Consider the following 22,760-nt stretch of genomic DNA (forward strand, 5'->3'; position numbering starts at 1 on the left):
TCATGGCCCGGGCGGATGGAGGCGCTCAGTCGCGTGGATGAAAGTCGAGGACCGCCGAATTGATGCAGTAGCGCAGACCGGTCGGGGGCGGGCCGTCGGGGAAGACGTGTCCGAGGTGCGAATCACAACGTCCGCAGCGGACCTCGGTTCGCTCCATGCCGAGCGTCCGGTCGCGGTGTTCGCTGACGGCGTCGGGTGCGGCCGGGGCCGTGTAGCTGGGCCAGCCGGAGCCGGAATCGAACTTGTCCGCGGCGTCGAACAGGGGTGCCCCGCAGGCTACGCAGTGATAGACGCCGTCCGCCTTGTGGTCGTTGTAGGCCCCGGTGAACGGGCGCTCGGTACCGCCTTCGCGGGCGATGCGGTATTGTTCTAGCGTGAGGCGGGCGCGTATCTCCGCGTCCGTTGGTCGGTGGGACTGGCTCATATAACCTCCGGGCCGGTGCGATGGATTGTCGATGATGCCGGCTGCATCGGTAGACTGACGCAATGATCGCCGGTTCTCGGCGGGTTACCAAGGTCAGGACCGCTGGAGGTGTGGTGATGGGGTGCCCCGATTGCGAACGTGTCCATCTGTTGCCGGAAGCCTCCGGCACGCTTTATCTGGCGCCGGTTCTGGCGCACACCCGGGCGGCCCTGCGTCAGCGCATGGTGGACGAGCAGCTGCCCTGTGCGGAGCCGACTTCCGGCATCCTGGCGCTGCCGGTTAAGGGCGCCGGCGGGCTGGGCGAGATGCTGGTGCGGCTGCAGCAGGCACTCAGTAGCTCGGAACAGGTGGGGTGCCGCGCCACTTTCGTCGCGGAGGGCGATGATTTCGGACTGGGTCATCTGCAGGACACCCATCTGTTGTCGACGCTGATTGCGCGCCACAACGCCCGCGACCTGTCCGCGATCCTGGCGGGTGATGCGCTGGATTTTCACTTCCAGCCCATCGTGCACGCGGCCGAGCCCGCCGAGGTCTTCGCCTACGAGGCCCTGGTGCGGGCCTCCTCGCCGGCCGGCGATCCGATCGCGCCGCCGGAACTGTTCCGGACCGCGCGTGATGCCGAGCTGCTGTTCCATCTGGATCGGTCTGCGCGTATCAATGCGATTCGGCGTGCCACCGAGCGTGGTATCACCAACCGCCTGTTCATCAATTTCAATCCGACCGCGATCTATGATCCCGCCTTCTGCCTGGAGACGACGGTGCGCGAAATCATGTCGCGTCCGGCCGATCGCGCAGGCCCCGGCGGCTTCGTGTTCGAGGTGATCGAGAGCGATCAGGTCAACGATATCGAACACCTGTCGCGGATTGTGGAGCGTTATCGCCGCGCCGGGTTCCAGGTGGCCCTGGACGATCTGGGCGCGGGCTATGCGTCGTTGAACATGCTGTCCCAGCTGCACCCGGATTTTGTGAAGATCGACCGCGAGCTGGTCAGCGGGATCGACCGCGACGTCTACCAGCAGAAGATCCTCGACAAGATCGTCGAACTGGCGCGCGACCTGAATATCGAGGTAGTGGCCGAAGGCATCGAGCGGGTGGAGGAATGGCGCTGGCTGAAGGACCGGGTCGATTACTGTCAGGGCTACTTGTTCGCCCGGCCCGCCGCCGTCCCCCAGTTGCCGGAGCACCCCGAGCCGGCTTGACCGCGCTGGCGGTGCGGGACGTGCACATTGGCTGCGCTTTCCATAGACTCGAAGCCTATGAATCAGCTTCCGCCCGACGCCCGTAATCCGACGCTGGAATCCGCCATGCAACTGTTGCGCGATGCCGAGGTGCGCTATCGCGAGCGCACCGTTGGCACCGTGGCCAGTCTGGACGAGCGGGCCCCGGCGGAGAACTATGCCGATTGTTTCATCCGCGACTTCGTACCCTCCGGGTTCGTGTACCTGCTGGAGGACGAACCCGAGGTTGTGCGCGACTTCCTCTCGCTGATCCTGCAGATCCGCGATACCCAGGAGGAGATCGAGGGCCACCGGCGTCTGCCGCGGGTAATGCCGGCGAGTTTCCGGGTGTTCATCGATGAGAACGGGCGCGAGTCCCTGGCGGCGGACTTCGGTGATCGCGCCATCGGGCGCGTGGCCCCGGTGGATTCGATGATGTGGTGGGTGCTGCTGCTGCGGGCCTACCAGAATCGGACGGGCGATCACGCATTCATCAAGAGCGCGGATGTCCAGCGCGGCATCCGTCTGATCCTCAGTATCTGCCTGCAGGACCGCTTCGAGGTCTTCCCGACCCTGCTGGTGCCGGATGGCAGCTTCATGATCGACCGGCGCATGGGGGTGTTCGGTCATCCGCTGGAGATTCAGGCGCTGTTCTACGGCATGCTGAAGGCCTCGCTGGCGATGCTGGAGCCCTGTGATCAGGATTCCGAACTCCTGTGCGAGCAGTCCGCGATCCGTACCCGGCAGCTGTCCGACTATATCCGTCACTACTACTGGCTGGATCTGGAGCGGCTGAATGACATCCACCGCTATCGCACCGAGCACTTCGGCCACGAATCCGAGAATGCCCTGAATATCTACCCCGAGAGCATCCCCGACTGGCTGGTGGACTGGATCCCCTCGGAAAGTGGCTATCTGGTCGGCAACCTCGGGCCGGGGCGGATGGATTTCCGCTTCTTCAGCTTCGGCAACCTGCTTGCGGTGCTCTTCGGGCTCGCCGATGAGCGGCAGTCGCATTCCATCATGCAGACCTTCGAGCAGCGCTTCGAAGACCTGATTGGCACCATGCCGGTGAAGATCTGCTACCCGGCCATGGTCGGTGAGGAATGGCGCCTGCTGACGGGCTCCGATCCCAAGAACACGCCCTGGTCCTACCACAATGGCGGCAACTGGCCGGCCCTGCTGTGGGCGTTCACCGGCGCGGCCCTGCGCGTGGGCCGGCCGGACCTGGCACGCAGCGTGCACGCGGTCGCCGCCGAACGCCTGCATCGTGACAACTGGCCCGAATACTACGATGGGCGCCACGGGCGTCTGGTCGGGCGCCGCGCCAATTACCGCCAGACCTGGTCGGCCACGGCCGTACTGGTATCCCAGGGCCTGATTGACAACCCCGAGACGCTCAGCCTGTTCGACAGCCCCGAACCCGAGGTGCCATGAAAAAGACCCAGAGCAAGTCCCGCGCCGGCGAGGGTCTCTACCTCGTACTGATCAGTGTTCATGGTCTGATCCGAGGACAGGATCTGGAACTCGGGCGCGATGCCGATACCGGCGGACAGACGCTCTACGCGGTCGAACTGGCGCGGGCCCTGGCGCGGCATCCACAGGTCGGGCGAGTGGATCTGCTCACCCGGCGCGTGGTCGACAGCAAGGTGTCCGCCGCCTATGCGGAACGGGAAGAGGATCTGGGGGGCGGCGCCCATATCGTGCGACTGGACTGCGGCCCGCGGCGCTACCTGCGCAAGGAAAAGCTCTGGCCCTATCTCGACTGTTTCGCGGACAACGCCCTGGTGCACATCCGCCAGGTCGGTCTGCGCCCGGATGTGATCCACGGCCACTATGCCGATGCCGGACATGTCGCGGTGCAGTTATCCAATCTCCTCGGCGCGCCCATGCTGCAGACTGGCCATTCCCTGGGCCGGGTCAAGCGCGAACGCCTGCGCGAAAGCGGGATGTCGGATGCCGACATCGAGGCCCGCTACAACATCTCCACCCGGATCCATGCGGAAGAAGAAGCCCTGGCGCATGCGCATCGGGTGATCGCGAGCACCCGCCAGGAGGTCGGCGAGCAGTACGCGACCTACGACAACTACCAGCCGGAGCGCATGGAGGTGATTCCGCCAGGGACGGATCTGGCGCGCTTCCATCCGCCGCGGCGCGGGGAGCGCAAGCCGGCGATCTGGCCGCAGATCCGCCGCTTCCTGCGCCACCCGGAGCGTCCGTTGATCATGGCCCTGTCGCGCGCCGACGAGCGCAAGAATATCCGCGCCCTGGTCACGGCCTACGCCGGGAATGACTGGCTGCGCGAGAACGCCAACTTGTTGATCGTGGCCGGCAACCGTGACGACATTGGCGACCTGGACAAGGGCGCGCGTGATGTGCTGACGGACCTGCTGCTGCGAATTGACCGGCACGACCTCTACGGACTGGTGGCCTATCCCAAACATCATGATTCCGAGGACGTGCCCGATCTCTACCGCCTGGTTGCATCCAGCAGGGGTGTGTTCGTGAACCCGGCGCTGACCGAGCCCTTTGGCCTGACCCTGATCGAGGCGGCGGCCAGCGGGGCCCCGATCGTGGCGACCAACGATGGTGGCCCGGAAGAGATCATTTCGCGCTGCCATAACGGCACCCTGATCGATCCCCTGGACCCGGAGGCGATCGCCGATGCGATCCAGGGCATCCTGGCCGACCGGCCGCGCTGGCAGCGCTACTCCCGTGCCGGGCTCAGGGGTGTGCGCCAGCACTATTCCTGGGAGGGTCATGCCGAAAAATACGTAAAACTGGTGAAGTCACTGACCCGCGAGGTGCGCCAGGAAAAGCACCACGAACGTCGCGTTTCCGGACACCTGGCGCAGATGGATCGCGCCGTGATCACCGACATCGACAACACCCTGCTGGGGGACGACAAGGCGACCCGCGCCTTTGTCACCTGGCTGAAGCGCAACCGCAAGCGGGTTGCCTTCGGGGTGGCTACCGGGAGGCGCATCGATTCTGCCGCGGCGATCCTGGAGGCGCATGGCGTGCCGACGCCGGATGTCTGGATCACCTCGGTGGGGAGCGAGATCCATTACGGGACCAAGCAGACCGAGGATCGTGGCTGGGCGCGGCATATCAGCCATCGCTGGGAACCGGAACGCCTGCGCGAATGCCTGGAACAGGAAGGCAACCTGGTGTTGCAGCCCGATGCGGACCAGCGCGCGTTCAAGGTGAGCTTCTTCGTGGAACCCTCGGGCAGCCTGGAGGCGGAGACGGTCGAGACCCGGCTGTACCGCGAAGACCTGCACGCCCGCGTGATCTACTCGCACGACCGCTACCTCGACCTGTTGCCCGTGCGTGCATCCAAGGGGCTCGCCGTGCGCTACCTCGCGGACAAGTGGGGCATCCCTCTGGAGCACGTGCTGGTCGCCGGTGACTCCGGCAATGACGAGGACATGCTGCGCGGGCGATTGCTCGGGGTCGTGGTCGGCAACCACCAGCCGGAGCTCGACAGCTTGCGCGGGTTCAAGCGCATCTTCTTCGCCAGGGCCACGCATGCCCGCGGCATCCTCGAAGGGATCGAGCACTTCGATCTGCTGAACCGCTGCGAGAGTCCCGGTACCGTCGGTTCTGACACATAGCCGGTCCTCTCCCCCGCAAGGCCTGCGAGGGCTGGGGCTGCGGGGCAAAAGCCTTGCGCGGGAAGGTCGGAAGGAACGACGGGAACAAACGATGGGGCCGCCGTATCACTGCCGGAAGCAGGGAGCCGTCCCGTCATTGCTTCCAGTCTTCCCTTCTTCCTGTTCCGCTCTTTCCTGTCGGGTCAGGGGGCGGGCAGGAGCAGGGCGATGCCGGTCAGCACGGTAACGACCTCGAAGGCGCGTTTCACCAGGCGATTGCCGTAGCGCTGGGCGGCCCAGGCGCCGAGGTAACCGCCGATGAAGCTGCCGACCAGCAGGGCCGGCAGCCAGTCCCACTGTACCGTGCCCAGCGTGCCCAGCATCAGCGCCCCGGCGCCGTTCCAGACCAGTCCGACCAGTACCATGGTATAAGCCACAGCCTGGACGTAGTTCATGCCGTACCAGCGCACCAGCCACAGGGTGACCATCAGGCCGGTGCCGGAGGCCAGTGACCCGTTGAGGATCCCGATCAGGAACAGGCCGGCGGCCCCGATGATCGCGTGGCGCCAGGAAAAGCCGATCTCGCGTGTGTTCTGACCGAGCTGGGGCCGGCGCCAGGAGTACCAGCCCAGCGCAATGGTCAGCAGCCCCAGCGCGATTTCGCCGACGCGTGGAGGGATGCCGAGTACCAGCCAGGCACCGATCAGCACCCCGGGCAAACCGGCCAGCAGGATAATGCCTAGGCGCGCGGGCTCGAATGTGCTTTTCTTGAGGTGGCGCAACCCGGCTCCGGCGCCCAGAGCCACCGAGGCGATCTTGTGGGTGGCCAGAGCCACCGGGTACGGTAGACCCAGAAAGATCAGGGCTGGTAGCTGGAGCAGGCCGGCCCCGCCCCCGGCCAGGGCGGAGAAGCCATTGGCCACAATGGCGATGAAGGCGAGACCGAGGTGTTCGAGAATGGTCATGAAGGGCAGATGGAACGGTAAGCGGTTGAGGCTGGTGCAGGCCGGGGTGGCCGGTGGCTTGCTGCTGGCCCTGGTGAACCCGGCACCGGCCGACATCTATCGCTGGGTGGATGATGACGGGACAGTACACTATTCCAGCACTCCTGAGCCGGAGACCAGTCAGCGCGAACGCCGCGTGTACGACTCCGAGGGTCGCCTGCGGACGGTGCTTCCGGCCCCGATGTCCCCCGAGGAGCGGGCACGCGCCGCAGCCGAACGCGAGCAGGCCGAACGTGACCTGGAGGCCACCCAGCGCGCGCGTCAGGACCGCGCCGTGCGTGTGACTCAGTTGCGCCAGGCCTATGCTTCGCTGGAGGAGATCGAGCAACTGCGCGAGCGTCGCGAGCGTTCGATCGATGCCAATATCCATCGCAGCGAGGTCCAGGAACGCACGCTGCTGCGCGAGCGCGAACGCATCCGGCGTCAAATGCGCCGGGCCGATGAGGGCTCGGCGCTGATACGGCGCTATCAGGCCGAGATAGCAGAGCTGAATGCCCGCATTGCCCGCGAGCGCCAGTATCGCCGGGGGCAGCAGGAACGCCTGTCGGCGATCCACGAACGCCTGGACCTGGACCGCCGCGACTTTCAGCGTCTGGTGATGAACGGCGTTGAATGACGCGCGCCGCGCCTGTGCAGAAGATCTGCGCCCTGACCGACACGTGACTGGAAACGACGTTCAGTCCGTCTCGGGGATTGTTTGCACCCGGGTCGGCAACCCTCCACCACCGTGGCAGGGTGCGGTTGAACGTAGCGAAACGCACCACACCCCATTGGCGTCTCCCTAGCGGCTGATCAGCGTCCCCACGCCCTCGTCGGTCAAGAGCTCCAGCAGCACTGCGTGCTGTACGCGGCCATCGACGATGTGGGTGGCGTTCACGCCGCTGCGCACGGCATCCAGCGCGCAGCGGATCTTCGGGATCATCCCGCCGTGGATGGTGCCGTCGCGGATCATCTCGTCCACCCGCGGGGCCGCGAGTTTCGGCAGGAGTTCGCCGTTTCCATCCAGCACGCCCGGGGTGTTGGTCAGCAGGAAGAGCTTTTCCGCATCCAGAACCACAGCGAGTTTTTCGGCGGCGGTGTCGGCATTGATGTTGTACGCCTTGCCTTCGCGGTCAAATCCGATCGGCGCGATCACCGGGATGAAGTCGCTTTCGTCCAGGGTGTGCACGATGGTGGGGTCGACCCCTTCGACCTCGCCTACATGCCCCAGATCCACGGCGGGTTCACCTTCGGCGGTCCCGTGGTTGCGCAGGGCGCTGGCGCGGATCATCTGCCCGTCCTTGCCGGTCAGGCCGACGGCACGCCCCCCGAAGCGGTTGATCAGCGAGACGATCTCCTGATTCACGATCCCGCCAAGGACCATCTGGACAACATCCATGGTTTCGCGGTCGGTCACCCGCAGGCCGTTGACGAACTCGGTTTGCTTGCCGAGGCGCTGGAGCAGTTCGCCAATCTGCGGGCCGCCACCGTGCACGACCACGGGGTTCACACCGACCTGCTTGAGCAGGACGATATCGCGCGCGAACGAGGCCTTCAGGTGGTCCTCGGTCATGGCGTTGCCGCCGTACTTGATCACGATGGTCTTGCCCGCGAAGCGCTGGATGTAGGGCAGCGCCTCGATCAGGACATGGGCAACGGAATGGGCCGTCTGGGTATCCATGCTGGGTCCGGTTGTCGATTCTTGCAACGGCGCAGTTTAGCACTGTGCCCGCGAGTCGCGGAGGCGGCGGCTTCAAGATGCGCATGGTTGGGACGGTCGCCGGAGAGGGGCGGACGGTGATGTCGTGGTCGATCTGAAGCACCGGGGCTTGATGTCGTTCAGGCGCAGGCCCGTGGGGCCTCCGGGTTCAGCCCCGGCCCGAGGACCCGAAGCCGCCGCTGCCGCGATCGGTTTCCGCGAAGTCCGCGACCACGCGGAATTGCGGCCGGATGACCGGGACGATGACCAGTTGCGCCAGGCGTTCGCCGACCTCCAGGGTGTAGGGGTTCGCGCCGCGGTTCCAGCAGGAGACCATCAGCGGGCCCTGGTAGTCGGCGTCGATCAGCCCGACCAGATTGCCGAGTACCAGCCCGTGTTTGTGGCCGAGCCCGGAGCGCGGCAGGATCATCCCGGCGTAGCCCGGGTTGTCGATGTGGATCGCAAGCCCGGTCGGGATCAGTTCGGCGGCGCCCGGCTCCAGCGTCAGCGGTGCCTCGATCATCGCGCGCAGGTCGACGCCGGCCGAGCCGTCGGTGGCCGGGGCGGGCAGAGGGAAGTCCGCTCCCATGCGCGGGTCCAGGATCTTCAGGTCAATCTCGGGGACGGGCATCCGGTCTTCCTTTCCAGTCTCAATCAGTGTTTGTCCAGTCGCTCGACGACGAGCTCGATCAGCATCCGTGCCAGCGCCGCCTTGGGCTGGTGCGGCAGGCTGCGTTCGCCGCCCCCGGGCCACAGGCACAGCAGGGCGTTGTCATCGGTGCCGATGGCCCGGCCTGCGCTCACATCGTTGGCGGCGATCAGGTCCAGACCCTTGGTCTCGAGCTTGCTGCGGGCGTAATGGCGCAGCTGCGAGGTCTCGGCGGCGAAGCCGACCACCAGCGGCCGTGGCGATCGGTCGCGGACCCGTCGTGCGACGTCCGCGAGGATATCCTCGGTGCGCTCCAGTTCCAGTGCCCGTGTGTCCGCATCCTTTTTCATCTTCTGGGCACAGGGGCTGGCTGGCCGGTAGTCGGCGACTGCCGCGGCGCCGATGAAAACGTCGCAGTCGTCGAGGTGGCCCAGTACCGCGGCATGCATGGCCGCGGCGGTCTCGGCCGGGACCGCCCGCACGCCGGTCGGCAGCGGCAGGGCAACCGGGCCGTGCACCAGGGTGACCCGCGCGCCGGCTGCCTGTGCGGCGGCCGCCAGTGCCAGCCCCATGCGCCCCGAACTGCGGTTACCGATGTAGCGGACCGGGTCGATCGGTTCCTGCGTCGGGCCGGCGGTGATCACGACGTGGCGCCCGGACAGGGGGCCGGTCCCGGGGTGCAGCAGGGCGCGGGCAATCTCCACCGGTTCGCGCATGCGCCCCGGGCCTTGTTCGCCACAGGCCTGTGCGCCGGCGTCCGGTCCAAGCACGTTCACCCCGCGTTCCTGCAGCAGGGCCAGGTTGGCCCGAGTTGCGGGGTGTGCCCACATCTGGTGGTTCATGGCTGGCGCCAGGGTCACTGGCGCGGTGGTCGCCAGCAGCAGCGTGGTCAGCAGGTCATCGGCGTGGCCATGGGCCATGCGCGCCATCAGGTCGGCACTGGCGGGGGCCACGATCACCTGATCGGCCCAGCGTGCCAGCGCAATGTGATCCATGCCGGATTCGGCCTCGGCATCCAGCAGGCCGGTGCGCACCGGCTCGCCGGACAGGGCCTGGAAGGTGAGCGGCGTGACGAAGGCCTGGGCGGCGGATGTCATGACCACACGCACGGCGCAGCCGGCGCGCTTGAGTTCGCGTACCAGTTCGCAGGCCTTGTAGGCGGCGATGCCGCCACTGACCCCGACCAGGATCTGTGGTGGATGAATGTGCTGGGTCATGGGCCGGATTCTACCCGCTCACTGCGGTTCCTGGCGCGCGGATACGCCGGCGGTCAGTGCATAGCGCATGGCGTCTTCCAGCGGCAGGTCCAGGGGTTCGATGCGGTCCCGCGGCAGCATCAGGGTGTACCCGCCGATCTGATAGCTCATCGGCAGGTAGACGGCCACGGTCCGGGATCCGCCGAGGTTGTCGGGCAGGCCGTCGAAGTCTTCCCGGGTGACAAACCCCACCAGCTTGATATCGCTACCCGGAAACGGCACCAGGACTGCCTGGCCGAACTGGTTGTGGATGTCCCCGGATAGCAGTCGTGTGACATCGCGCACGGTCCCGTGGATGGTCTTGACCACTGGAATGCGCTGCATCAGGCCCTCCATCCAGCCGAACAGCCAGCGCACGACGTAGGCCTGCAGCAGGATGCCGAGCCCGAACAGCAGCCCGACCCCGGCAAGAATCCCCATGCCCGGTACGTAGAGCAGTTCCGGCAGCACCGTCTGCAGCAGGCCGCCAAGTACCTGCTCCGCGGTGCTGCCCAGCCACCACAGCAGGGCCAGCGTGATCGCGACGGGGAGGATGGCGGCAAGGCCGGTCAGGAAGGTGCGGGAGATTCGGCGCAGCACGGCAGCCTCCGGGCAGGGGGGATCCCGGAGATGCTACCGCATCCGCCTGGTGGTGTTGCTCTGCTCGTCCGGACGGGCCGGGGTGCCGCCGGGCCTGGCGCAGTCTCAGAACTGCCAGGTGGCATGGACCGAGCCGAATGCCGCCGCCCCCTTGGCCTGGCCGCTGAACTCGCGGGATCGCCAGACATGGGTATACCCCACGCGCAGGTCGCCGATGTGGGCGACTGCCCCGGCGGTGAATTCACCGACCAGTGGATGTTTGTCCACGGACGGGCCTTCGCGGAACAGCGGCCCGTCCAGGAACAGATCGTAGGCCATCAGGCGTGTATCTACCCCAACGAACAGATAGCCGCCGCTGGCTCGTGTGGGCTGGAAGGTATGCGAGCCGGAGAGCGCCGGTTTGATCCGGGGCGGGCCGTAGTCGCGCGGCAGGTTGCGCCCGGCGCGTACGATGGCCCCGGCGTTGGCAAAGGTAAACGGGCTGCCGACCGTTGCCCCCCAGTGCGGGGTCAGGTCCATGGCCCAGCCATCCTCGGCGCGATGGGAACGGCTGCGCAGCTGGCGTTCGTAGCCGACCATCAGGGTCGCCTCGTTGCCAATCTGGTGGTCCCAGCCGCGTGGATCCGGCGCCGAGGACCAGCTGTGCACTTCGCGCTGGGTGCGGTCGGCCAGCGAGCCCGGCCCGACCGTGCCCAGGGTTACCTGCAGGCGATCAAGGCGGTCGCCATACTCCTCGGCCAGACTGAAGTTCAGGTACAGCCAGCCGGCATAAGGACGGTCGTCCGGGTCCGGTATCTCGCGTTCGATGTCCTCCGGCGTGTACATGTTCTGCGCAAGGTGGATAGCCGATTTCAGGCGTCCGCGTTCCTCGCGTTCCACGAAAAACGGGAGGAAATCCGCGACGGTTTCCAGCCAGCCGGGTATGCGATCCTCGCTGCGGGTCCAGCCGATGCGTACGCCGTTGGTGTAGTAGCGATCCTCGCCTGCGAACAGGTCGTTTTCGAATTCGAGGTGTACGGCGTCCACGCCACGCTGGGCGGCCGCCGGCCCAGTCGCGAGCAGGAGCGCCAGGCCGCAGCCCATCGCAGCCGCTCCGGCAGCCTGTCGGATTGGGGGCGGATCTGCCCCACGCTCGCGACGATCGCCCGGATCCGACAGGCTCCTGGAGTGGTCACGAGTGGTCGGGGGCTTCCGGTATGATCGACGCATGGAGCTCTCCAACCAGATCATCTTCCTGGCCGCTATCGTGCTGCTGGGCAGCATTCTCTCGAGTGTGATCACCTCGCGTCTGGGCGTGCCCCTGCTGCTGGTGTTTCTGGTGATCGGGATGTTGCTCGGCCCCGAGGGGCCGGGCGGGCTGATGTTCGAGAATATCACCCTCGCCTACCTGATCGGGTCCGCGGCGCTGGCGATCATCCTGTTCGACGGGGGCATGCGCACCCCTGCGCGCAATTTCCGCATTGGTCTGAAACCGGCCCTCGGCCTGGCAACCGTTGGCGTGCTGGTTACGTCGGGGCTTACCGGTCTGTTTGCCGTCTGGTGGCTGGGCCTGTCGTGGCTGGAGGGGCTGCTGCTGGGGGCCATCGTCGGGTCCACCGATGCCGCCGCCGTGTTCTCCCTGCTGCGCTCGCGCGGGCTGGAGCTGAAAAGCCGCGTCGGTGCCACGCTGGAGATCGAGTCCGGCTCCAACGACCCGATGGCGATCTTCCTGACCATCGTGCTGATCGAACTGCTGCTGATGCCCGAGCGTGATTTCGGCCTGGTGGTGCTGGTCGAGTTCGTGCAGCAGATGGGCCTGGGCGCGTTGCTCGGGGCAGGGGGCGGCCTGGCGCTGCTGGCGCTGATCAACCGGGTGCCGATGGCTGCCGGCCTGTACCCCCTGTTCGCGATGGCGGGGGCGCTGGCGATCTTCGGACTGACCGGGCTGGTCGGGGGCTCGGGCTTCCTCGCGGTGTACCTGGCCGGGCTGCTGCTGGGCAACCGCCCGCTGGAGGCCTCGCAGAACATCAAGCGTTTTCATGATGGCATCGCCTCGCTGGCGCAGATCGGCATGTTCCTGATGCTGGGCATGATCGTGACGCCTTCGGAGCTGCCGCCGGTGGCGCTGGACGCGGGGCTCGTGGCGGCCGTTCTGATCCTGCTCGCGCGGCCACTGGCGGTCTGGGTCTGCCTGTATCCCTTCCGTTTTCCCTGGCGCGAACAGCTGTTTATCGCCTGGGTCGGGTTGCGCGGTGCGGTCCCGATTATCCTGGCACTGTTCCCGCTCCTGGCCGGTCTGGAGCTGGCGGAATACTTCTTCCATGTGGTGTTCTTCGTGGTGCTGATCTCGCTGCTGGTGCAGGGCTGGACGGTCGCGCCCTCGGCGCGCTGGCTGGGCCTGGAACTGCCACCCACCACAGCGCGGGTGCAGCGTACCGAGCTGGATATCCCCGGTCAGCAGGAGATGGAGCTGGTGGGTTACCGCCTGGCCGCGACCACGCCGGTGGTGCGCGAGGCGTGGTCGAGCTTTCGTCTGCCGGGGACCGCGCGGGTGGTGGCCCACCTGCGCGACGGCAAGCTGCTGGAGACCCTGGAGATGCTCGACCTGCACGCCGGCGACCACCTTTACATCATGGTCGCGCCGGCGGACCTGCCGGACCTCGACCGCCTGTTCGTGCCCAAGGACGAGGTGCCGGAGCGCCTGACCGAACGCAGCGTGTTCGGCGAGTTCGCGCTCAATGGTGATGCCCAGCTCGGCGCGGTGGGGATGGCCTACGGTGCCCCGGTCCCGCCCGAACGCCAGGGCGACACCCTCGAGGCCTATCTGCGCCGTGAACTCCAGACCGAGCCGGTCGTCGGCGACGCCGTCGATCTCGGCCCGATGCGTCTGGTCATCCGCGAAATGGACGGCCCCCGCATCACCCGCGTGGGTCTGAAACTCCTGCGCTAAAGAGACGCTGATTGACCCGTGCAGCAGGCTGCCAGGCAATCAACGTTTTCTAACTTTCCAGCATGGCCTTGAGGCCGGCCAGGTGGGCCTGGGCGGTGAGCTTCTGGGTCTCGGGGTCCGGCGGCCGGGCGTCCGGCCATTCGAGGTGTTCTGCCGGCAGTTCATCGAGGAAGCGTGAGGGCTCGCAGTCGATGGTCTCGCCGTAGCGGGCCCGGTTCTGGGCGTAGGTGATCAGCAGGGTCTGCTGGGCACGGGTCAGCCCGACATAGGCGAGACGGCGCTCCTCCTCGATGGAGTCGTCCTCCACGCTGACCCGGTGCGGCAGCAGTTCTTCCTCGAAGCCGACCAGACAGACATGCGGGAACTCCAGACCCTTGGCCGTGTGCAGGGTCAGGAGTTGCACGGACTCGCCGCTATCCTGGGCATCCCGGTTGCGGTCGAGGATGTCCATCAGGCTGATGCGGTTGACGATGTCGGCCAGGTCCATGGTCTGTTCGTCGTCTGACTGGTCGTCGCCGTATTCGGCGGTGGTGTTGCCCCCGCCCATGCGCCCGACCCAGTCGATGAACTCGCGCACGTTCTCCATGCGCCGGGTCGCGGCCCGCGGGTTGGGGCTGTTTTCCAGCAGCCAGGACTCGTAGTCGATATCCTCGATCAGGGCGCGCAGCAGGGCGTCCGGGGCCTCTTCCATGCCGCGCCGCTGGAAGCCGTCGACCCAGTCGGTAAAGCGTTCCAGGCGTGCCTGGGCGCGGGCATCCATGTATTCGGACAGGCCGACCCCGCGCGCGGCCTGCAGTAGCGAGGTGCCGCGCTGGTTGGCGTAGTGGCCCAGTTTCTCCAGGGTCGCCGGGCCGATCTCGCGGCGCGGCACGTTGACCACGCGCAGGAAGGCGGTGTTGTCGTCCGGGTTGGCCAGCAGGCGCAGATATGCGACCAGGTCCTTGATCTCGGCCTTCTCGAAGAACGACTGGCCGCCACTCAGGCGGTAGGGGATGCCCTGCTCGCGCAGGAGCTTCTCGAACAGCCTGGACTGGTGATTGCTGCGGTAGAGGATGGCGAAGTCGCCCCAGCCTGCATTCAGGCGAAAGCGCCGGCGCATCAGCTCCGAGACCACGCGCGCGGCTTCGGTGTCGGCGTCGGAGCAGCCGATGACCTCGATCTTTTCGCCCTCGCCCAGGGCACTCCACAGGCGTTTCTCGAACACGTGCGGGTTGTTGGCGATCAGCGCGTTCGCGGTGTGCAGGATGCGGTTGGTGGAGCGGTAGTTCTGCTCCAGCTTGATGACCTCGAGGCGCGGGAAGTCCTGTTGCAGGCGCGCGAGGTTTTCCGGGCGCGCGCCGCGCCAGGCGTAGATCGACTGGTCGTCGTCGCCGACCACGGTCAGGCCGTCGCTGACCCCGACCAGCAGGCGCACCAGCTGGTACTGCGCGGAGTTGGTGTCCTGGTATTCGTCCACCAGCAGGTGGCGGATGCGGTCCTGCCAGCGGTTGCGCAGCTCCGCATCCGCGCGCAGGCAGTCCACCGGGCGCTTGATCAGGTCGTCGAAATCTACCGCGTTGTAGGCGCGCAGGGCGTCCTCGTAGCGCGGGTAGAGGTTGGCCGCGGCGAGCGCCTCCGGGGCGTCGCTCATCTGGCTGGCCTCCTGTAGCGCCTCTTCCGGCGTCATCAGGTCGTTCTTCCAGCGGCTGATGTGGCCGATCAGGGCGTCGACCTCGGAGCCGGCATCGTCGCGGTAGGTGATCTCGCGCAGCAGCGAGCGGCAGTCGCCCGGATCGAGGATGGAGAAGCCCGCGCGCAGCCCGGCCGCGGCCAGTTCGCGGCGCAGGAAGTTCAGCCCGAAGGTATGGAAGGTGGAGACGCCGAGCCCGCGTGCCTGTTCCTTCGACAGGCGCCCCTGGACGCGCTCGCGCATCTCGCGCGCGGCCTTGTTGGTAAACGTAATCGCGACGATCCGCCGAGCCTCCAGCCCGCGCTGTTCGATCAGGTGGGCGATCTTCTCGGTGATCACGCGGGTCTTGCCGGAACCGGCCCCGGCCAGTACCAGCAGGGGGCGGTCCGTGGTGGTCACGGCAGCCTGTTGTTGCGGGTTGAGTTCGGACACCGGGGCGGTCGATTCCTTTGCAGCGGGGCGCGTAAACTAACCCACGCAACCCGATTCATAAAGACTGCAGCGGTGAGGGTAATCCATTGACCAATGTACCGCCGGCCGCAGCGGCGGCCGCGCACGGGGTCCCGCTTCCGAGCCTGACCCAGTTCGACTTTCACCAGCGCCTGATGGATCTCCCCGGGGCGGCGGTGATCCTGTTCACGCGTCAGGGCTGCGGCGCCTGCAAGGTGATGGGGCGGGTCCTGGCCGATTGGCGGGAGGAGGCGGATGCCCCCGCCCTGTTCGTGGTGGACGCCGAGACCGATACGGCACTGGTGCGGGAATTCGAGGTATTCCACCTGCCGGCGCTGTTCGTCTTCCGCGCCGGCGCCTATCACGGCCGCCTGGAGGCCCCGCCGCGCCTGCCGCTGCTGCGCGCGGCGCTGGCCGCCGTACTCGCGCGACCGCCGGAGGAGGCGCCGTGACCGCCCGCCCTGCCGCCACGGCCCTCGTGCAGCGGGACTGGTACCCGCCCGCACGGCGGGTCGAGAGCCCGAATCAGGACGCTCGTCCGCCCGGTCAGGAGCCGGAGCTGATTGTGGTCCACGCGATCAGCCTGCCGCCGGGCGAGTTCGGAGGCCCCTACATCAGCGAACTGTTCCGCAACCGCCTCGACCCTGCGGCCCATCCGTATTTTGCGGAGATCGCCGCACTGCGGGTCTCGGCCCATGTGCTGATCGACCGCGAGGGTCGTCTGGTCCAGTACGTGCCGTTTTCACGCCGGGCCTGGCATGCCGGGGTATCGCACTGGGACGGGCGGGAACGTTGCAACGACTTCTCCATCGGCATTGAACTGGAAGGCACGGATGACCACCCGTTCACCCCGGTGCAGTACACGGCGCTGGCGGGTTTGATTCGCTGGTTACGATCGTATTTCCCGGGGATTGGACCGCAGGCCCTGGCCGGGCACAGCGACATCGCCCCGGGGCGCAAGACGGACCCGGGCCCGTACTTTGACTGGCAAACGCTGGCGGCCCGCCTGCGGGAGGCCGAGGCATGATTGTGGATCTCCTGCGACACGGCGAACCGGAGGGCGGGCAGCGTTACCGTGGCCATGGCTGCGACGATCCGCTGAGTGCGCGCGGATGGGGCCAGATGGAGCGAGCGGTTCGTGGCGAGCCCGGATGGCAGTTCGTGGTCAGCTCGCCACTGCAGCGCTGCCGGGCCTTCGCCGAGCACTACGCCTCTACACAGGACCTGCCGCTGATTGTGGAGCCAGGCTTGCGCGAGATCGGCTTCGGCGACTGGGAGGGGCGTACCCGGGTTGAGCTGCAGCGGGACCGTCCGGAGGAATACCGCGCCTTTTACGCCGATCCGGTGCACGCGCGCCCGGCCGGGGCGGAGCCGCTGGCGGCCTTTCGCCGCCGGGTCGAGGCCGGTTTCGATACGGCCTTGCGGCCATTGCAGTCGGAACGGGTGCTGATGGTGGTGCACGCGGGGGTTATACGGGCGCTGGTCGGCTGGGTGCTGGGCATGCCGGACGACCGCCTCTACCAGCTCGAGTGCGACTACGCCAGTCGTACCCGCCTGCAGCGGCATCCGACCCGCGGCTGGCGGCTGCTTTACGCCAGCCGGGTCTGAGCCGGTCCAGCCCCCAGGGAGACGCTGATCTAATCGCACGTGCGCGCTCGAGTCGCTTTTGCGTGCGTTTAATGCGCGGTGACGGCCGCGTAGTCATTCGGCTACAGGTGAACCGCAACACTTTGCGCACACCCGTTTTTGATCAGCAACGGGCGGCCGAGCCCCTGCTTTCACTGGCTCGTGGGGTTGGTGCCCCCCGATTCTGAATGAATATGGCCCGATCCTGCGTTGCGCCCCGAATCCATCGAGAACGGGCGGGTAGAACCACTACCCGCTGCACGCCGCGTTTGGTCTCGGAACGCTTGTCTCCAAAAACTGGGGGAGCACCCACGCGGACGTGCGATTCAATCAGCGTCTCCCTAGCCGGCCTGCGTGTCGCGCCGGGGGACGGCCTTCACCGACAGGTAGTAGTCGTTGTTCAGCACCTCGAACAGGCGATCGATATTGGGGTGCTTGCCGGGGTTGGCGCGGGCGTCATCGGCATGGCTGCCGTACATCAGCAGCCCCGAGTTGGCGGCCTTCGGTCCGATGCCGCCGTAGTCCAGGGCCAGCTGGTAATAGATCTGCAGCGACAGGGTCTGGCCGTCCCGGTTCTCGATGGTGGCCGTGGGGTTGTAGTCCTCGCCAAACAGTTCCAGGCGTTCGATATTGCTGACGTCGGGCAGCTTCTTGGACATCGTCGGGCTCCTCGAAAGAATCGCGGCATTATCGGGGCATGGCCGCGGCGCGACAACCAACCCGCGTGGGCGGGAGGGGCAGGCCGGGATGACGCCCGTGGTAGGATAGCGGCTTTTGTCGAGGGGACACGAACATGCCGCAAACCGCGTTCATGGAGGCGGCCCAGGCCGCTGCCGATGCCGCCGAAAAGGTGATCCGCCACTATTACGAGGCGGGTGTCGACGTCGAAACCAAGGCCGATGATACCCCGGTGACCCGCGCTGACGTGGAGAGCGAACAGGCGATCCGCCAGGTGATCCGCGAGCGTTTTCCGGATCACGGATTTTACGGCGAGGAGACCGGCCAGTCGGACATGGACTCGGACTACGTCTGGTTGATTGACCCGATTGACGGCACCAAGAGTTTTGTGCGCCGCTATCCGTTCTTCTCCACCCAGATTGCGCTGATGTACAAGGGCGAGCTGATCCTGGGGCTGTCCAACGGCATCCAGTTCGGCGAGCGGGCCTGGGCGGAAAAGGGCCAGGGTGCGTTCCTCAACGGCGAGCCGATCGCGGTCGAGCAGACGGCCGAGCTCGCGCGCGCCTCTCTTTCCACTGGCAACCTCAAGACCCTGGCGCAGCATCCCGAGGGCTGGAAGGCGCTGGGCGGGATCACGGCCGAGGTCAATCGCACGCGCGGCTATGGCGACTTCTACCACTACCACCTGCTGGCGCGCGGCAGTATCGACCTGATCATCGAGTCGGACGTGAACATCCTCGATATCGCGGCGCTGGCGGTTATTGTGCGCGAGGCGGGCGGGACCTTCACCAACTTGTCCGGGGGCGAGCTGGACCTGGAGACGACCAGCGTCCTGGCCGCGGCTACCCCGGATCTGCACCGCACGGCCCTGAGCCGCCTCGGCTGGCACGGCTAGCGGCGGACTGACTGACTCCCTGAGGACACAGCGGACACAGAGAAGGGCGGCTTAGAGAAAGACGGGAAGATTGGGAGGGTGACGGCACGCGGTTGCGGGCGGGCCCAAAGATGCCCTGCCTTTTGGGCGGTCACCGGCTGGACTCTGGACCCGGAGCCAGCGGGTTCCCCAACGGGGCAGGGGGGGCCTGCCCGGGCGCAAACAACCCCTCAGACGGGCTGAGCGTCGTTTTTGATCAAGTCCTGTCTTCCTGTGCCGAACGTCAGCTCGCGGAGCCGTTACCGTTAGCCTCTACAAGCCCGTGGGCCCGCAGTTTCTTGCGCAGGGTGGCGCGATTGATCCCGAGCAGGGCGGCAGCGCGGCTTTGATTGCCGCTGCAGCGCTCCAGAACACTGGCCAGCAGCGGGCGTTCTACCTCGTTCATGACCAGCGCGTAGAGGTCATGGCTGCTCTGTCCGTCGAGGGTCTGGAAGTACTGCTCCAGGGCGAGACGGACGGACTCGGCCAGTACGCAATCTGAGGCCAGCGGGCCGACCTGCGCAGTCTTGCCCGCATCCGTGTTTCGTTGCAGGTCCGTGCTCATGCAGCCTCGCTTGCGATTCCCGTCAGGTTGGCGCGCAGGCGCCGCAGCTGTGCGCTGGCCGTAGTGGCGGCGAGAAGGTCGGCCCGTGCCGCCAGGGTACGGGCCTCGTCGAGACCCAGCCCAAGAAGATACCAGCCCAGGTGCTTCCGCGCGATACGCACGCCCTGCGGTTCGCCGTACTGGGCATGCAGCCCGCGGATGTGTTCCTCGATCAGGGCCAGCCGGGCCGCCAGGCTTGGTGCGGGCGGCATCGGCTGCCCGGCAAGGACTGCCCGGATCTGGCCCGGCAGCCAAGGCTGGCCCTGGGCCGCGCGGCCGATCATCACTCCGGCGGCGCCGGTGGTCTCGAGTACCCGACGGGCCCGTTCGGGGGAGGTGATATCTCCATTGGCCAGCACGGGGATCGAGACTGCACGCACGACGCGTGCAATGGCCGCGTAGTCGGCCTGGCCGCGGTAGCCATCGGCGCGGGTCCGGCCGTGAACGGTGAGCATCGCGATACCGCAGTCCTGCGCGATCGCCGCGATGGTCTCGGCGTTGATGTGTTCACGGTCCAGCCCCAGTCGCATCTTCAGGGTCACGGGCACATCCACCGCAGCGGTGAGGGCCTGCAGCAGCTCGCGGACCCGGCCCGGTTCACCGAGCAGCGCGGAACCGGCCGCCTTGCTGCAGACCTTTTTCGCCGGGCAGCCCAGATTCAGGTCGATCACGTCGGCGCCACGCAGCACGTTCTCGCGCGCGGCCGTGGCCAGTGCATCCGGCTCGTTACCCAGCAGTTGCACGATCCGAGGCCGCGGTTCCTGGCGGTGGTCGAGCCGGTGTCGGCTCTTGTCGCTGGCCCACAGCCGGGTGTCGGAGGTCACCATTTCCGAGACTGCCGCACTCGCCCCCAGGCGCCGCGCCAGCAATCGGAACGGGCGGTCGCTGATGCCGGCCATCGGAGCCAGGAACACGGCGGGATCCGGAAAATGGTGGGGACCAAGCTGCATCGGATTTGGAACGAAGGCGCGAAAAAAGGCCCGATAGTCTAGCAGTTCACAGATCGGGATGCCGGGATGTCAGCGGTCCTGCTCCGACGTGGGTGCGGCCGCCGGGCGGTGGCGGTAGCCGGAGCGGGTGACGCGTGCCATCGCGACGCCACGGCGTACATCGCGGCTGCGCGCATGTCGCAGTCGGCACCCCAGCCAGTGCAGGGGAGCGAGCAGGCGCGCCACGCCGCGCAATGCCTGCGTGTGCCGGGGGCTCCAGTGCAGTTGCTGGTAGGCATGCAGCAGCTCCAGTCCCAGGGCCTCGGCCTGGTCCTCGTGTTGTACCCAGGTCGTCGCATCGGCCAGGTGTTGTGCAAGGTCGTACACCTGCGCCAGTTCCAGCGACAGGACCTGTTCAAGGTCCTCCTCGAAATCCACCCGGTAGTAATGCTCGCCATCGAACAGGACATTGCGTAACTGGGCTCCGCCATGCCAGTAGCCGGCGCGGTGGAAGGCTGCCAGATTGCGGGTGACCGTGTGCAGGGTGGTCCGGCGCTCGGCCGGGTCCTGGTGGCGCAGGTGCTGTTCCACGCTCTTGCCGCAGTGGGTGTACATCACGGCGTCGGGCAGTGTGGCGACAACCCGCGGCACGTTCTGTCCGGCGTTCCGGAGCATGCGCACCCGTTCCAGCTCGCGCCAGCCGTTGCGGGGTGATGCATTGCCGGGTGCGGTCAGGCGCGGGAAGAACAGACGGCACAGCAGTCGAACTGCCCATTGCTGGTATCGGCTGCGGGCCTTTGCGCGTACGCGCTTGAGCACATAGTGCCGGCCGTCGAATTCGAGCTCCTGGATGCGCCCGCGGGTCCGGGCCAGCCGCGCCTCGGCGGCCTGGATCAGGCCCGGGTCCGGGGGCTCCTCGCGCATGAGTCAGCGGGCCAGGATGGTGATGCCGGCGCTCGGACCGGGTGGATCGGCCAGTACGACGCGTACGGCGGTGGCATGGTTCGCGGTCATCAGGGTATCGGGTGCGGCATAGTCGTTGGGGGCCAGGCGCAAATAGCCGAGTGCGGTCCCCAGGCGGTCGCTCAGGTGGATGTCCAGGACCGGCCAGGCCTGCTGCACCGGACTCTCGAGCGAGAACTGCAGCTGCAGGCCGCCATCGGTGGCGGCAGAGAGATCCGGTGTCGAGATTCGCACCTGTTCCGGTGCCCGCAGCGGGTGCCAGGCGGGGCAGGGGACTTGCGTACACAGTGCGTCGCGGGTCTGATCCAGAATCTCATATTGGCCCGGTGCGACCGGGGGGACGAGCAGCCATTGCAGGCTCAGCAGTCCGAACAGCACCGACGCCAGGAGGACAGCGGGCCAGCGGCGGCTGGCCGTGGGGGTGGTGTGCGTCCCGGCATCGGGCTCGATGTTCAATTTGACGGTCGCGTTGCGAGGCGTATCGACGCGAATGGTGACTGTGCGCAGGACGGGTGTGAAGCCACGCCCGAGGGCCCCGGCCCCGCCGAACTCGAGGCTGGGGAGCAAATCGAACTCGGCGCCACAATTGTGGCACCGAACCCGCAGCAGACGCAGGGTGTCCCCGTGCGTAACCGCGTGGGTGACCTGGCATGCGGGGCAGCGGGCGAGCATGGCGTGGGGCCGGTTTGTGGCAGCCGCGCTCGGGAGATCCTTTAACGTCGGCGTCCGCCGAGCAGGGCCCAGCCCTCGCGGCAGTCCTCGACCCCGATGTCGAAGGCCTCGGAATAGGCGGCGATTACCTCGTCGGCCTGACGTTCCAGCAGGCCCGCGAGCAAAATTCGTGCACCCGGTTTGGCGGCTCGTGCCAGTTCCGGAGCGAGATCGATTAGCGGTTTGGCGAGGATGTTGGCCAGCACCAGGTCGTAGGCGGCATCCGCCACCGGGTGATCGGTCAGCCCGATGTCCAGCTGTTCCGGGGGGATGGCGTTGACGTCGGCATTGCTGCGCGTGGCCTGCACGGCCTGGGCATCGATGTCGATCCCCAGCGCATGCCGGGCCCCCAGCTTGAGTGCGGCGATGGCGAGGATGCCGGAGCCACAGCCATAGTCGAGCACGTCCTGATCGAGCGGGGGCTGCCGGGCCAGCGCGGCCAGGCACATGGCGGTGGTCGGGTGATTGCCGGTCCCGAAGGCGAGCCCGGGGTCCAGGCGCACGAAGGTGCCCTCCTCGATGGCCGGCTCGTCCTCCCAGGACGGGACGATCCACAGCGATTCCCCGCAATGGAGGGCCCCCAGCCCGTCAAGCCCGGCCCGTACCCAGTCCTGGTCCTCGATAGCCTGGACCAGAATCGAGTCGGGGGCCTCGGACTGACGTTCCAGAGCGGCGGCTGCGAGACCGGCCTGGGTGGAGTCCGAAAATACCGCCTTCAGGCGCACGGTGGACCACAGCGGGTGCGTGCCCAGTGGCGGCTCGAACAGTGGTTCGTCGGCTGCGTCGAAGAGCTCGACGCTGACCGCACCCAGTTCGAACAAGGTGTCTCCCAGCGGCTCGGCCTGTTCCGGGCTGATCTGGCATTCGAGTTCGGCAAGGCTCATG

At 67.1% G+C, this 22,760-nt stretch carries 23 protein-coding genes; 9 read left to right on the forward strand and 14 right to left on the reverse strand.

Annotated features, from left to right (window positions below; genetic code table 11):
• Positions 1-25: 25 nt before the first annotated feature.
• Positions 26-424 (reverse strand): peptide-methionine (R)-S-oxide reductase MsrB, encoded by a 399-nt coding sequence (gene msrB / locus G332_RS0105165; protein WP_019625934.1) that lies wholly within the window; start codon positions 422-424, stop codon positions 26-28.
• A 116-nt stretch (positions 425-540) separates the two neighbouring features.
• Here msrB and G332_RS0105170 point away from each other — a divergent pair, with 116 nt between their 5' ends.
• The 3 genes from G332_RS0105170 to G332_RS0105180 are packed head-to-tail and all read left to right on the forward strand — an operon-like array spanning position 541 to position 5,258.
• On the forward strand, positions 541-1,623 hold the full coding sequence (locus G332_RS0105170) for an EAL domain-containing protein (protein ID WP_019625935.1): 1,083 nt from the start codon (positions 541-543) through the stop codon (positions 1,621-1,623).
• Between the two features lie 57 nt (positions 1,624-1,680).
• Entirely contained in the window at positions 1,681-3,078 is a 1,398-nt protein-coding gene (locus tag G332_RS0105175; protein WP_019625936.1) for a glycoside hydrolase 100 family protein, read from the forward strand.
• Positions 3,075-5,258 carry an HAD-IIB family hydrolase gene (locus G332_RS0105180; RefSeq protein WP_019625937.1) on the forward strand — a complete coding sequence of 728 codons (2,184 nt, stop codon included), beginning with the start codon at positions 3,075-3,077 and terminating at the stop codon, positions 5,256-5,258. The genes G332_RS0105175 and G332_RS0105180 overlap by 4 nt, the downstream gene beginning before the upstream one ends.
• Positions 5,259-5,440: 182 nt before the next feature.
• Here the strand turns inward: G332_RS0105180 and G332_RS0105185 are convergent, their stop codons facing one another.
• Positions 5,441-6,202 carry a sulfite exporter TauE/SafE family protein gene (locus tag G332_RS0105185; protein ID WP_019625938.1) on the reverse strand — a complete coding sequence of 254 codons (762 nt, stop codon included), beginning with the start codon at positions 6,200-6,202 and terminating at the stop codon, positions 5,441-5,443.
• On the opposite strand from G332_RS0105185, the gene G332_RS0105190 reads away from it, so the two are divergent.
• On the forward strand, positions 6,195-6,857 hold the full coding sequence (locus G332_RS0105190; RefSeq protein WP_156000757.1) for a DUF4124 domain-containing protein: 663 nt from the start codon (positions 6,195-6,197) through the stop codon (positions 6,855-6,857). The two genes, G332_RS0105185 and G332_RS0105190, sit on opposite strands and share 8 nt — an antisense overlap.
• 165 nt (positions 6,858-7,022) lie before the next feature.
• Here G332_RS0105190 and argB read toward each other — a convergent pair whose 3' ends face one another.
• The 5 genes from argB to G332_RS0105215 all read right to left on the reverse strand — a co-directional run bounded on the left by argB (position 7,023) and on the right by G332_RS0105215 (position 11,486).
• The gene (gene argB / locus G332_RS0105195) at positions 7,023-7,901 is read right to left on the reverse strand and encodes an acetylglutamate kinase (RefSeq protein ID WP_019625940.1); all 879 of its coding nucleotides are present in this window, start codon (positions 7,899-7,901) and stop codon (positions 7,023-7,025) included.
• 187 nt (positions 7,902-8,088) lie between these two features.
• A complete protein-coding gene (gene dut / locus G332_RS0105200) occupies positions 8,089-8,550 on the reverse strand; it encodes a dUTP diphosphatase (protein WP_019625941.1) in 462 nt (153 codons plus the stop codon).
• 23 nt (positions 8,551-8,573) lie between these two features.
• Positions 8,574-9,785, reverse strand: a complete 1,212-nt coding sequence (coaBC, locus tag G332_RS0105205; RefSeq protein ID WP_019625942.1) for a bifunctional phosphopantothenoylcysteine decarboxylase/phosphopantothenate--cysteine ligase CoaBC — start codon at positions 9,783-9,785, stop codon at positions 8,574-8,576.
• A gap of 18 nt (positions 9,786-9,803) precedes the next feature.
• On the reverse strand, positions 9,804-10,400 hold the full coding sequence (locus G332_RS0105210; RefSeq protein ID WP_026340619.1) for a DUF502 domain-containing protein: 597 nt from the start codon (positions 10,398-10,400) through the stop codon (positions 9,804-9,806).
• Positions 10,401-10,508: 108 nt separating this feature from the next.
• A complete protein-coding gene (locus G332_RS0105215) occupies positions 10,509-11,486 on the reverse strand; it encodes a lipid A deacylase LpxR family protein (RefSeq protein ID WP_019625944.1) in 978 nt (325 codons plus the stop codon).
• A 124-nt stretch (positions 11,487-11,610) separates the two neighbouring features.
• On the opposite strand from G332_RS0105215, the gene G332_RS0105220 reads away from it, so the two are divergent.
• Positions 11,611-13,332, forward strand: coding sequence for a potassium/proton antiporter (locus G332_RS0105220; RefSeq protein WP_019625945.1), 1,722 nt, complete (start codon positions 11,611-11,613; stop codon positions 13,330-13,332).
• A gap of 49 nt (positions 13,333-13,381) precedes the next feature.
• On the opposite strand, the gene G332_RS0105225 is transcribed toward G332_RS0105220, so the two are convergent.
• Positions 13,382-15,433: a UvrD-helicase domain-containing protein gene (locus tag G332_RS0105225; protein ID WP_019625946.1), complete on the reverse strand. Its 2,052-nt coding sequence runs from the start codon at positions 15,431-15,433 to the stop codon at positions 13,382-13,384.
• 86 nt (positions 15,434-15,519) lie between these two features.
• On the opposite strand from G332_RS0105225, the gene G332_RS0105230 reads away from it, so the two are divergent.
• From G332_RS0105230 to G332_RS0105240, 3 genes are read left to right on the forward strand one after another with little or no spacing between them, the layout of a single operon-like run.
• A complete protein-coding gene (locus G332_RS0105230) occupies positions 15,520-15,903 on the forward strand; it encodes a thioredoxin family protein (protein WP_019625947.1) in 384 nt (127 codons plus the stop codon).
• Positions 15,900-16,478, forward strand: a complete 579-nt coding sequence (gene ampD, locus G332_RS0105235) for a 1,6-anhydro-N-acetylmuramyl-L-alanine amidase AmpD (protein WP_019625948.1) — start codon at positions 15,900-15,902, stop codon at positions 16,476-16,478. The genes G332_RS0105230 and ampD overlap by 4 nt, the downstream gene beginning before the upstream one ends.
• Positions 16,475-17,059, forward strand: coding sequence for a histidine phosphatase family protein (locus tag G332_RS0105240; protein WP_019625949.1), 585 nt, complete (start codon positions 16,475-16,477; stop codon positions 17,057-17,059). Before ampD ends, G332_RS0105240 begins: the two co-directional genes overlap by 4 nt.
• A gap of 359 nt (positions 17,060-17,418) precedes the next feature.
• Here G332_RS0105240 and G332_RS0105245 read toward each other — a convergent pair whose 3' ends face one another.
• On the reverse strand, positions 17,419-17,736 hold the full coding sequence (locus tag G332_RS0105245) for a DUF2322 family protein (protein ID WP_019625950.1): 318 nt from the start codon (positions 17,734-17,736) through the stop codon (positions 17,419-17,421).
• 134 nt (positions 17,737-17,870) lie between these two features.
• Here G332_RS0105245 and G332_RS0105250 point away from each other — a divergent pair, with 134 nt between their 5' ends.
• Positions 17,871-18,650, forward strand: coding sequence for an inositol monophosphatase family protein (locus G332_RS0105250; protein WP_019625951.1), 780 nt, complete (start codon positions 17,871-17,873; stop codon positions 18,648-18,650).
• A 262-nt stretch (positions 18,651-18,912) separates the two neighbouring features.
• Here G332_RS0105250 and G332_RS0105255 read toward each other — a convergent pair whose 3' ends face one another.
• The 5 genes from G332_RS0105255 to prmA form a co-directional block, all read right to left on the reverse strand.
• The gene (locus tag G332_RS0105255) at positions 18,913-19,233 is read right to left on the reverse strand and encodes a helix-turn-helix domain-containing protein (RefSeq protein ID WP_019625952.1); all 321 of its coding nucleotides are present in this window, start codon (positions 19,231-19,233) and stop codon (positions 18,913-18,915) included.
• Positions 19,230-20,222: a tRNA dihydrouridine synthase DusB gene (dusB, locus tag G332_RS0105260; RefSeq protein WP_026340623.1), complete on the reverse strand. Its 993-nt coding sequence runs from the start codon at positions 20,220-20,222 to the stop codon at positions 19,230-19,232. Before dusB ends, G332_RS0105255 begins: the two co-directional genes overlap by 4 nt.
• Positions 20,223-20,291: 69 nt before the next feature.
• Positions 20,292-21,125, reverse strand: a complete 834-nt coding sequence (locus tag G332_RS0105265; protein ID WP_019625954.1) for a hypothetical protein — start codon at positions 21,123-21,125, stop codon at positions 20,292-20,294.
• Between the two features lie 3 nt (positions 21,126-21,128).
• Positions 21,129-21,836 (reverse strand): DUF3426 domain-containing protein, encoded by a 708-nt coding sequence (locus G332_RS0105270; protein ID WP_019625955.1) that lies wholly within the window; start codon positions 21,834-21,836, stop codon positions 21,129-21,131.
• 41 nt (positions 21,837-21,877) lie between these two features.
• Positions 21,878-22,759, reverse strand: a complete 882-nt coding sequence (gene prmA, locus G332_RS0105275; protein ID WP_019625956.1) for a 50S ribosomal protein L11 methyltransferase — start codon at positions 22,757-22,759, stop codon at positions 21,878-21,880.
• Position 22,760 lies beyond the last annotated feature (1 nt).

Origin of the sequence: Thioalkalivibrio sp. ALJT (assembly GCF_000381825.1) — a bacterium.
Classification (GTDB): Bacteria; Pseudomonadota; Gammaproteobacteria; order Ectothiorhodospirales; family Ectothiorhodospiraceae; genus Thioalkalivibrio.

Bases quoted from the DNA above. Each gene is read 5' to 3' on its own strand.
- G332_RS0105250 (WP_019625951.1), top strand. From the start codon at position 17,871: ATGCCGCAAACCGCGTTCATGGAGGCGGCCCAGGCCGCTGCCGATGCC.
- G332_RS0105175 (WP_019625936.1), top strand. From the start codon at position 1,681: ATGAATCAGCTTCCGCCCGACGCCCGTAATCCGACGCTGGAATCCGCC.
- G332_RS0105255 (WP_019625952.1), bottom strand. From the start codon at position 19,233: ATGAGCACGGACCTGCAACGAAACACGGATGCGGGCAAGACTGCGCAG.
- msrB (WP_019625934.1), bottom strand. From the start codon at position 424: ATGAGCCAGTCCCACCGACCAACGGACGCGGAGATACGCGCCCGCCTC.
- G332_RS0105245 (WP_019625950.1), bottom strand. From the start codon at position 17,736: ATGTCCAAGAAGCTGCCCGACGTCAGCAATATCGAACGCCTGGAACTG.
- G332_RS0105170 (WP_019625935.1), top strand. From the start codon at position 541: ATGGGGTGCCCCGATTGCGAACGTGTCCATCTGTTGCCGGAAGCCTCC.
- G332_RS0105185 (WP_019625938.1), bottom strand. From the start codon at position 6,202: ATGACCATTCTCGAACACCTCGGTCTCGCCTTCATCGCCATTGTGGCC.
- G332_RS0105240 (WP_019625949.1), top strand. From the start codon at position 16,475: ATGATTGTGGATCTCCTGCGACACGGCGAACCGGAGGGCGGGCAGCGT.
- dut (WP_019625941.1), bottom strand. From the start codon at position 8,550: ATGCCCGTCCCCGAGATTGACCTGAAGATCCTGGACCCGCGCATGGGA.
- G332_RS0105220 (WP_019625945.1), top strand. From the start codon at position 11,611: ATGGAGCTCTCCAACCAGATCATCTTCCTGGCCGCTATCGTGCTGCTG.
- dusB (WP_026340623.1), bottom strand. From the start codon at position 20,222: ATGCAGCTTGGTCCCCACCATTTTCCGGATCCCGCCGTGTTCCTGGCT.
- G332_RS0105180 (WP_019625937.1), top strand. From the start codon at position 3,075: ATGAAAAAGACCCAGAGCAAGTCCCGCGCCGGCGAGGGTCTCTACCTC.
- G332_RS0105190 (WP_156000757.1), top strand. From the start codon at position 6,195: ATGGTCATGAAGGGCAGATGGAACGGTAAGCGGTTGAGGCTGGTGCAG.
- coaBC (WP_019625942.1), bottom strand. From the start codon at position 9,785: ATGACCCAGCACATTCATCCACCACAGATCCTGGTCGGGGTCAGTGGC.
- G332_RS0105270 (WP_019625955.1), bottom strand. From the start codon at position 21,836: ATGCTCGCCCGCTGCCCCGCATGCCAGGTCACCCACGCGGTTACGCAC.
- prmA (WP_019625956.1), bottom strand. From the start codon at position 22,759: ATGAGCCTTGCCGAACTCGAATGCCAGATCAGCCCGGAACAGGCCGAG.
- G332_RS0105265 (WP_019625954.1), bottom strand. From the start codon at position 21,125: ATGCGCGAGGAGCCCCCGGACCCGGGCCTGATCCAGGCCGCCGAGGCG.
- G332_RS0105215 (WP_019625944.1), bottom strand. From the start codon at position 11,486: ATGGGCTGCGGCCTGGCGCTCCTGCTCGCGACTGGGCCGGCGGCCGCC.
- argB (WP_019625940.1), bottom strand. From the start codon at position 7,901: ATGGATACCCAGACGGCCCATTCCGTTGCCCATGTCCTGATCGAGGCG.